The organism is Bacteroidota bacterium, assembly GCA_034723125.1.
In the GTDB taxonomy this organism is placed as follows: Bacteria; Bacteroidota; Bacteroidia; order CAILMK01; family JAAYUY01; genus JAYEOP01.
The window spans coordinates 1-1,654 of the sequence record JAYEOP010000552.1 but is presented as its reverse complement, the minus strand read 5'-3'; the positions used below and the strand labels follow the sequence as shown (position 1 = coordinate 1,654).

The following is a 1,654-nucleotide window of genomic DNA, read 5'->3' as shown; positions in this document are numbered from 1 at the left end:
TTTCAAATATTCTTCTAGATTATTTAATTTTAAATTCATAAAAATCTTTTTATAAAATAAATTTCGAATTTACGTGAAGTGACAGAAAAGAGTGAAGTATTAAACCAATCGGCATATTCGGTGTTAGCCAATATAAACCATTTTAGCTCGCCACTGTTTTATAAATATCTTCTGGCGACTGGTCTGCCTGAACAAAAATCAATCCTTTTTCTTTGGCTTTTTGGACGAAGTTGCTAATGTCTCTCAAAATCGCCTCTTGTTGTTCTTGAGTTTGTCCCATTGGGTTTATTTTCGATTTAAAATTTAATTTTCAGATTAATATTATTCACCATAGTAAGCAATAAGTGTTACAAGCATAAGAAAAGCCCAGCTAATGGAAGTTAATGATGCAAAAAGATAACTGATTTTCGTTTTTTCTTTTGTTGTCGCATAAATCGTTAAGCAAAAAAACAATAGGATTGGACCTAATAAAATAAGAGTTTGTAATAAACTGGCTGAGAGCATTACCTGTGACTTAACTAGGACAATTCTTAAAAGTTCAAAAACAGTTCTTTTCATTCCAAACAATTTTGAAATTATAATTGTGATAGGAAATGCGCTTAAAATAATTATGCTATTTGTGGTGATTATTTTTTTCATAATCATGTTTATATTAGTTAAGTTTAAAAATTTATCTTTTTTCTATTCTAAAATTCCATTTCAGAAAATTAAATTTAATTGCGTATAACGTTTTAGCATATGCGATGTTTGCATTTTTCACACTTTAATAATTTTATTTAAAAATGCAAACATGAGTAAAGCGAAACGGAACCGCATAGCCAGTGTTATATAATGTGAGAATATTTATACTAGGCAAACTTATTCTGGATAAGATTGAAAAAATCACTCATATTAGCAACTATTGTGTCTGGTTTACCAGCCTGCAATGTTTGCTTGTTTTGATACCCGCCCAAAATACCTACAATGAAATTGATTTCAGACTCTCGTGCTTCCGCAATATCTCCAGCTGTATCGGTCAAAAATACGGCATTTTCTGGTAAATATCCATTGCTATCAAAGAGCATGTTAAACTTTTTAACTTTACTCTTTTCTACATCGTATCCCAGGATATCTTCAAAGCAATTTCTAACTTCATGACTTGTTAAATAGTCAGAAATGATGGAGTTAATAGTACTAGATACAATGAAGAGCGGAAATTGCTCGCTTAATGTAATAACTGTCTCTTTAACAGCCGAATCAATCCCAAGATCTTGGAACCTTTTGCCATATTCGGTAAAGAAATCAATTTTATTGACTACGGGATCTGTATGTTTAGCATCATTGATATTGGTGTTGAACATTGCCCGATATCGATCTTCTGTTAACGTCGGCCTTGCAAGCTGGTTAACCTCAAATGCCACATGAAAGGAATCTGCAATGACGCCGTCAAAGTCGAATATGATGATTTTTTCATTTTTACTCATAGTTTATTTTCAAATTATATAAATATTATAAATCTTTCTATTCGCATAAGTAAAGGGGGGTATCCGAGCAATATGTCGTATAACATTTGGGATAAAAAAAGTTTTCGGAGTACCTGTCTGCCGGCAGGTAGGTAGCGGGCGAAGTGAGAATACAATGTGGCTTTAGCGTATTTCCAAGTCTCTTTTATAAT

At 32.1% G+C, this 1,654-nt stretch carries 3 protein-coding genes; all 3 read right to left on the bottom strand.

Annotated features, from left to right (window positions below; translation table 11 throughout):
- Positions 1-142: 142 nt before the first annotated feature.
- Complete coding sequence (locus U9R42_14145; GenBank protein ID MEA3497164.1) at positions 143-280, bottom strand: hypothetical protein; 138 nt, start codon at positions 278-280, stop codon at positions 143-145.
- 41 nt (positions 281-321) lie between these two features.
- Entirely contained in the window at positions 322-639 is a 318-nt protein-coding gene (locus U9R42_14140) for a hypothetical protein (protein ID MEA3497163.1), read from the bottom strand.
- A gap of 209 nt (positions 640-848) precedes the next feature.
- Positions 849-1,463 carry an HAD hydrolase-like protein gene (locus tag U9R42_14135; protein MEA3497162.1) on the bottom strand — a complete coding sequence of 205 codons (615 nt, stop codon included), beginning with the start codon at positions 1,461-1,463 and terminating at the stop codon, positions 849-851.
- Positions 1,464-1,654: the final 191 nt, after the last annotated feature.

What these genes read in the sequence shown, in the direction of transcription:
- U9R42_14135 (MEA3497162.1), bottom strand. Translation starts at nt 1,463, where the DNA reads ATGAGTAAAAATGAAAAAATCATCATATTCGACTTTGACGGCGTCATT.
- U9R42_14140 (MEA3497163.1), bottom strand. Translation starts at nt 639, where the DNA reads ATGAAAAAAATAATCACCACAAATAGCATAATTATTTTAAGCGCATTT.
- U9R42_14145 (MEA3497164.1), bottom strand. Translation starts at nt 280, where the DNA reads ATGGGACAAACTCAAGAACAACAAGAGGCGATTTTGAGAGACATTAGC.